This window comes from Mycobacterium sp. (assembly GCF_050701675.1).
In the GTDB taxonomy this organism is placed as follows: domain Bacteria; phylum Actinomycetota; class Actinomycetes; order Mycobacteriales; family Mycobacteriaceae; genus Mycobacterium.
In genome coordinates this window covers 1-7,126 of record NZ_JBOGDD010000796.1, presented here as the reverse complement: position 1 = coordinate 7,126, position 7,126 = coordinate 1, and the positions used below count along the sequence as shown (strand labels likewise).

The following is a 7,126-nucleotide window of genomic DNA, read 5'->3' as shown; positions in this document are numbered from 1 at the left end:
CGCGGCCTGCCTGGCGCGTTCCACGGCGGCGGGCAACACCTCGAGCGTGGCGTCGACGTCGGCGTCGGTGCTGGTGTGCCCCAGCGAGAGACGAAGCGATCCGCGGGCGCTCGCCGGGTCCGCGCCCATCGCGATCAGGACGTGTGACGGCTGCGCCACTCCGGCCGTACACGCCGAGCCGGTCGAACATTCGATTCCCTTGGCGTCCAACAACATCAGCAGTGCATCACCCTCGCAACCGCGAAAGGTGAAGTGCGTGTTGCCCGGCAGCCGCGCGTCGCCGTCGGCTCCGTTGAGATCGACGTCGCCGATCGAGGACAGAACCCCGTCGATGAGCTTGTCCCGCAGGGCCGAGATCCGGGTGCGGTTGGCGTCCAGCCCCTCGATGGCCATCAAGGCCGCCGCCGCCATCGCGACCACACCCGCGACGTCGGGCGTGCCGGAACGGACGTCGCGCTCCTGGCCGCCGCCGTGCAGCAGCGGCACACAGGTCGTGTCGCGGCGCAGGAACAACGCGCCGACGCCGGTGGGCCCACCGAACTTGTGGGCGGCGATGCTCATCGCCGAGAGACCGCTGGCCGCGAAGCCGACCGGCAGCTGACCGACCGCCTGGATGGCGTCGCTGTGCATCGGTACGTCGAATTCCGAGGCGATCGCGGCCAGTTCGGCGATCGGCATGACGGTGCCCACCTCGTTGTTGGCCCACATGACCGTCACCAGCGCGACGTCGTCGTGGTTCTCGAGTGCCTCTCGCAGCGCGGTGGTGGCGACCGATCCGTCGGCACCGACCGGTAGCCACGTCACCTCGGCGCCCTCGTGTTCGACGAGCCACTCCACGGCGTCGAGGATGGCGTGATGCTCGATCGGAGTGGTGATGATCCTTCGTCGCTGCGGCGCCGCATCACGGCGCGCCCAGTAGATGCCCTTGACCGCGAGGTTGTCGCTCTCGGTGCCCCCGGCTGTGAAGATGATCTCCGACGGCCGCGCCCCGAGGAGTTCGGCGAGCGACTCGCGCCCCTCCTCCATCCGACGGCGCGCCGCCCGACCCGTGGTGTGCAGCGACGATGCGTTGCCGACCGTCGCCAACGCCGCAGTCATCGCCTCGATGGCAGCAGGGTGCATCGGGGTGGTCGCGGCGTGATCCAGGTAGACGGAGCTCATAGCCCATCCAGGATACGGGTCCGACGGCTGGGCCCACTGACTGCGTTCTGGCGGGAGTGGCCGAGCTCAGGCGGCCAGCGCGTGACCGTGCGCGGTCGGCGCCCCGAGAAGCGTCGCGCCCCGCACCTCTGCCTCACACCGGTTGGCCAGATCGCGCCGATCGGCACCGGGCAGCTGCAGCGACTGCACCTGCACGTGACACACGGTCATGCGGGCCGTGATGACGCGGCGCACCGATTCGAGCAGCGAGTCGTCGCCGATGAACGCGGGGACCGTCGACGGCTGCCCGTCGCGGTGGTGGTAGGTCAGCCGCAGCGGCTGCACGGGCCGACCTGCGTCGATGGCGCCCTGGAACATCGCGGGCCGGAAGCGGCCGTAACCGAGACCGCACCAGGTGGTCCCCTCGGGGAACGCGACGACCGTCTGCCCTGCGGCGAGGCGGTCGGCGACCGCTGCGACGACGTCGGGCAGCCTGCGCAGGTTGGACCGCTCGATGGGGATGACCTTGAGCAGCTTCGCGACGAACCCGAGCGCGGGCCACTCGATGAGGTCTGCGCGCGCGACGAACGAGCCGGGCAGCACCGAGCCGATGATGAAGATGTCGACCCACGACACGTGTCCGCTGACCACCAGCACGCCGCTGAGGTTGCGGATCGGGCCGCCGGACGTCGTGATCCGCACGCCGAGGCACCGGAGCATCAGCCGGCAGTAGACGCGCTGAACCCTGGATCGGCCGGGCAGCGGGACCGCAAGCAGCGGCAGCGCGGGCAGCAGCACCATGGCGCACGCGATCCGCGCGGCGGTGCGTAACGCCACGACCGCCGACGCCTGGGTGGCATCGGACCGGACGCACGACGCGTCGCACGATGCGCGCGGCAGCCAGGGGCTATCGACCGGCGCCGTATGGCTGCTCACCGGGCCATCCCCTCGGACATGTCCGACGCCTGGGACACCGACCGCAGTCTCTGCAGGTACCGGACGTCGGCCTTGCGCTTGTCGAGCAGCGCAGGGAAGTCGCCGACGCCGAAGTCGGGGTCGTGCGCCGGGTCGCCACACACCTCGGCCCCCAGCCGCAGGTAGCCGCGCATGAGCGGCGGAACGGTGACTCGGGCGGGCGGCGCGATGTCGTCGAGCCCCCTGCCGTCGACGACCACCGGCCGGTACGGCCGCAAGGTGTACTCGGAGGCATGGCGTTTGCGCACGAAGTCGCGCACGGCACGGATCTGGGAGCCGGGTGCCTCGTCGGGCGCGCTCCGGACCGGCACGGACACGCAACCGGCCACGTAGTCGTAGCCGCAGCGGTCCAGGTAGGCGAGGATGCCCGCCCACATCAGCAGCACCACGCCCCCGTTGCGGTGGTCCTCACGCACCACCGCGCGGCCCATCTCGACGAGGGACGGCCGCAGCGCGTCGAGCTCGGTGACGTCGAACTCCGTTGCGCTGTAGAGACCGCCCGCGGCGATGGCGCCGGGCGGCGGCAGCATGCGGTAACAGCCGACGAGTTCGCCGGACCGGTCCTCCCTGACGAGCAGGTGGTCGCAGAACTCGTCGAACCGGTCGGCGTCCCGCTCGTTGGCGACGTCGGCGAGCTCGAATCCGGGTTCCGAGGTGAAGACCTCGTAGCGCAGACGCTGCGCGTCCTCGATGAGCCCGGGGTCGGTCGACAGCAGCAGGGTGTAGCGCGGCGTGTCCGCCGACGCGGTCGGTTGATCAGCGGCGATGAGTACGGAAACAGTGCTCATGGCCAGCACGGTGCTTCAGCAGGACAGCGCGGCGGCAATCGCAGCGTGACGTGTCCGTGCACGCCAGGTGACGAGTTGGCTCCAACCCGCTCCAACCCCAGCGATTCGGGCGCGTTCAGTTGCGGTGGCCGCAACTCAGCGCGCCGAAGCCGCTAGGGGGTGGTGGCCGGTTCGTAGCTGCAGATCGCCTCGACCTTGTCGGCGGAGCGGCCGTTGGGGTCGAATTCGTAGCTCAACCACTCGCGGGCCAGCCGGCGCGCCAGCTCCAGACCGATCACCCGCTGCCCGAAGCACAGCACCTGCGCATTGTTTGACAACACCGATCGCTCCACCGAATAGCCGTCGTGCGCGGTGACGGCGCGGATTCCCGGCACCTTGTTGGCGCTGATCGCGACGCCCAGTCCGGTACCGCAGACCAACAGGGCGCGGTCCGCCTTGCCCTCGGCCACCAGCCGGGCCGCGGCGACGGCGATGTGCGGGTAGGCGGTGTCCTCGTCGGAACCGACACCGACGTCGGTGACCTCGGCGACCCGATCGTCGGCCAACAGATCGCCCTTGAGGGCTTCCTTGTAGTCGTACCCCGCGTCATCGGATCCGACGACGATTCGTAGTCCGGTCATCAGGCATCTTCCCTTGCATTGACGGCGAATTGGCTCGCCACGGTGTGTGCGCACATCGCCAGTGATGTCGCGCCCGCGTCGGGCGTGCCCACGCTGCGCTCGGCGAGCGGGCGGGCGCGGCCGACCTTGGGCCGCAGGTCTGCGGTGGCGCTGGCGGCTGCGGTGGCCACGTCCGCGGCCGCCCGCCAACCATCCTGCCAGGACTCGCCGTCGGCGACCCGGCGCTCGAGCTCCTCGACGAAGGGCAGCATGGCGTCCAGCATCGTCTTGTCCCCCGGCGACGCGCCGCCGAGCTGGATCAACGCGTCGTAGCCGTCGCGCATCGCGGCGGCGACGGTGGCCGATTCTGGCCTGCCGGTGTCGCCGAGCCGGGCGCCCACCGCATTGAGCAGCGCGCCCCACAGCACCCCGGAAGTGCCGCCCGCCTTGGCCGCCCACTCCTTGCCCGCGGCGGCGAGAACCGAACCCTGGCCCGCACCGTCCTCGGACGCCTTGGCCGCCGCCGTCCTGGCCGCGGACGATCCCTTGACCATGCCGCGACCGTGATCCCCGTCGCCGGCGACGGCGTCGATGCGGCCAAGTTCGTCCTCGGCGTCGGCCAGCATGGCCGCCATCGCGTCGAGCGCCCTGGCGACGAAGCGTCCTCCGGAGCGGCCGTCGTCGTCGGCGAGCTCGGCCAGATCCGGGGTGGAGGTAGTCGAGTCGGCGACGGCGTCGGCGCGACGCTCGCTCGAATCCGATTGGGCTGCAACACCCTTGCGATAGGCAGGCGTGTCGGCCGGTGCCGTCCAATACTTCTCGAGCTCGTCGTCGAGCCACATCACGGTCAGCGAGCAGCCGGCCATGTCGAGACTGGTCACCAGCTCGCCGACCTCGGGCTCGACGATCTCGTAGCCGCGTTCCCGCAGCAGGCGCGACGCGGTCCCCCAGACCACGAACAGCTCTTCGTACTTCGTGCGGCCAAGGCCGTTGAGGATCACCGCGATGCGCTGCGACTCCCCCGCGGGCTTGTCACCCAGCACGCCGTCGACCAACGTCACCGCCAGGTCGGCGGCCGACGGCATCGGCTCGTCGCGCACCCCTGGCTCCCCGTGGATGCCGAGGCCGACGCCCATCTGCTTGTCGGGGACCGTGAACAACGGTTGCTCGGCGCCTGGCAGGGTGCAGCCGTCGAAGGCGACGCCGAGGGTTCTGGTCGCGGCGTTGGAGGCTTCGGCAACGCGGATGACGCCCTGAATGTCCAGGCCGTCCTCGGCAGCGGCCGAAGCGCACTTGAAGACGGTGAAATCGCCCGCGATGCCCCGCCTCTTGGTCTCTTCGCCCTTCGGCGCGCTGGCGATGTCGTCGGTGACGGCGAAGTAGTGCGCGTCGATGCCCTCGCTGCGCAACTGGGTCACGGCAAGGCCGAAGTTCATCACGTCGCCCGCGTAGTTACCGGTGGTGAGCAGCACGCCTGCGTCACCGTGGGCGGCCCGTGCCACCGAAGCGGCCTCCTCGGCCGACGGTGAGGTGAAGATGTTGCCGACCACCGCACCGTCGGCGAAGCCGAGGCCGACGGTGCCGCAGAAGGCCGGGTAGTGCCCCGACCCGCCACCGATCACGACGGCGACCTTGCCAGGCCTGGTCTCGTGTGCGCGGACCACGCCGCCGGGCACGCCCGCGACGTACTTCGTGTTGGCGTCGAGAAATCCGACGAGCATGTCCTCGGTGAACCGCGCGGGATCGTTGAACAGTTTGGTCATCGCAGTCGCTCTCCCGTCTCGGTGTCGAAAAGGTACACCCGCTCCGGCGGTGCGCTGATGACGACCTTCTGCTCCGGCTGGTAGACGTCCTTGCCAGGCGTTTGCACGACGATGCCGTCCTCCACCCCGGCCACCGTGCTGGTGGCCAGGCCGAACTCGAGGAGGTGCTCGAAGTAGGCGACGGTGGTCGACAGCCCGGGTCCGTCGCCGGTGGACATCGTGCAGTCTTGCGGACGGATGCCGACGGCGACCTTGGTGCCGTCGGCGACACCCGCCACGACCGTGCCCAAAGCACCCGCACCCGAACCGATCTCGACGCTCGCGCGACCCTCGACGTTCTTCACCACTCCGCGGAGCACGTTGATCTGCGGTTCGCCGACGAACTCCGCGACGAACAGGTTGGCCGGATCGTCGAAGACCTCGTCGGGGGTGCCGAACTGCTGCACCACCCCGGCGTCCATCACCGCGAGCCGGTCGGCCAGCGAAAGGGCCTCGACCTGGTCGTGGGTCACCACGATGGTGGTGTAGCCGAATTCGCGCTGCAGCACCTTCAATTCGCGGCGCACGCGCTGGCGTGCCGACGCATCGAGGTGGCTGAGCGGCTCGTCGAGCAGCAGCACCGGGGGGTTGCGCACCAGTGCGCGGGCCAGCGCGACGCGCTGCTTCTGGCCGCTGGACAGCCCCGCGGGCCGCAGGCTCATCATGTCGTCCATCTCGAGGCGACTGCTGATCGACGTCACCATCTGCTCGGCGCCCTTGACCTTTCGGGCCTTCAGTCCGTAGAGCAGGTTCTCGCGCACCGACATCGGCGGGTACAGCGCGTAGCTCTCGAAGCCGACCCCGATGCCGCGCTTGGATGCGGGCAGCTGCGAGATCTCCCGGTCGCCGATGCGAATGGAACCGCTGGTCACCGTTTCCAGTCCGGCGATCATCCGCAGCGTCGTGGTCTTGCCGCAGCCCGATGGGCCGAGCAGGGCGACGAGCTCCCCGGCTTCGATCGCCAGGTCGATGCCCTTGACCGCGGTGACGCTCTCCCTGCCGCGCGAGGCGTAGGTCTTGACCAGGTCGGTCAGGGTGAGGCTCTGCGCAGTCTCCGAGGCGCCCGGTCCGCCCTTGGCGGAGCCCTCCTTCCGCGATGTCATGACGCTCATTGCGCTGCCTCCAGGGTCTTGTCGTCCGCACCGAATCGTGGCGTGTCACCCTCGCCTGCGGCGAAGACGTGAACGTCGTCGTCGGCGACGGTCATCGCCACCGTGGCACCCTCGGCGACGCCTTCGCGGCCCGAGGCCAGCACGATCAATTGTTCGCCTCCGACGTCGACCGTCAGCTCGATGTTGCGGCCCAGTCGCTCGGCGAGGATCACGGTGCCCGAGAACTTCGCCGCCGCGGCAGCCTCGTCACCGATGACGTGAACGTCGCACGGCCGCAGGCCGACCCGGACGCGATCGCCGCCCACGAGGTTCGAACCCGAGGGCACCGGCACGCCGAACGAACCGTCCCCGAGCCGGATTCGGCCGTCCTGGACTTCTCCGTCGAAGAGGTTGATCTCCGGCTGCCCGAGGGCTCTTGCCACGAACGTGTCCGCGGGCCGACGCCAGATCTCCTCGGGTGTGCCGATCTGGACCAGGGAGCCCTCCCGCATCACGGCGATGCGATCGCCGAGAGCCAGTGCCTCCTGGTAGTCGTGGGTGACGTAGACGGTGGTGGTCTTCGACATCGCGCCGAGCTGTTTGAGTTCGGCGCGCATCGCCGCCCGGAGTTTCGCGTCGAGGTGGCTCAGCGGCTCGTCGAGCAGGTAGATGTCGGCGGGCCGCACCAGCACCCGACCCAGCGCCACCCGCTGGCGCTGCCCGTTGGAGAG

General features: G+C 70.0%; 7 protein-coding genes. All 7 read right to left on the bottom strand.

Translation table 11 applies throughout. From position 1 onward, the window contains the following. Positions 1 to 1,161: cysteine desulfurase family protein (locus ACRDUX_RS24320; protein ID WP_526417318.1), on the bottom strand; the 1,161-nt coding region annotated here is incomplete at its 3' end. Between the two features lie 66 nt (positions 1,162 to 1,227). Then, positions 1,228 to 2,076 carry a lysophospholipid acyltransferase family protein gene (locus tag ACRDUX_RS24315; RefSeq protein ID WP_526417316.1) on the bottom strand — a complete coding sequence of 283 codons (849 nt, stop codon included), beginning with the start codon at positions 2,074 to 2,076 and terminating at the stop codon, positions 1,228 to 1,230. Next, the gene (locus ACRDUX_RS24310; protein WP_526417314.1) at positions 2,073 to 2,903 is read right to left on the bottom strand and encodes a GNAT family N-acyltransferase; all 831 of its coding nucleotides are present in this window, start codon (positions 2,901 to 2,903) and stop codon (positions 2,073 to 2,075) included. Before ACRDUX_RS24310 ends, ACRDUX_RS24315 begins: the two co-directional genes overlap by 4 nt. Positions 2,904 to 3,055: 152 nt before the next feature. Then, positions 3,056 to 3,523 carry a ribose-5-phosphate isomerase gene (locus tag ACRDUX_RS24305; RefSeq protein WP_526417312.1) on the bottom strand — a complete coding sequence of 156 codons (468 nt, stop codon included), beginning with the start codon at positions 3,521 to 3,523 and terminating at the stop codon, positions 3,056 to 3,058. Continuing rightward, positions 3,523 to 5,265 (bottom strand): D-erythrulose 4-kinase, encoded by a 1,743-nt coding sequence (gene derK / locus ACRDUX_RS24300; protein ID WP_526417310.1) that lies wholly within the window; start codon positions 5,263 to 5,265, stop codon positions 3,523 to 3,525. Before derK ends, ACRDUX_RS24305 begins: the two co-directional genes overlap by 1 nt. After that, a complete protein-coding gene (locus tag ACRDUX_RS24295) occupies positions 5,262 to 6,407 on the bottom strand; it encodes an ABC transporter ATP-binding protein (protein ID WP_526417308.1) in 1,146 nt (381 codons plus the stop codon). The genes derK and ACRDUX_RS24295 overlap by 4 nt, the downstream gene beginning before the upstream one ends. A 5-nt stretch (positions 6,408 to 6,412) precedes the next feature. After that, positions 6,413 to 7,126: ABC transporter ATP-binding protein (locus tag ACRDUX_RS24290; protein WP_526417306.1), on the bottom strand; the 714-nt coding region annotated here is incomplete at its 5' end.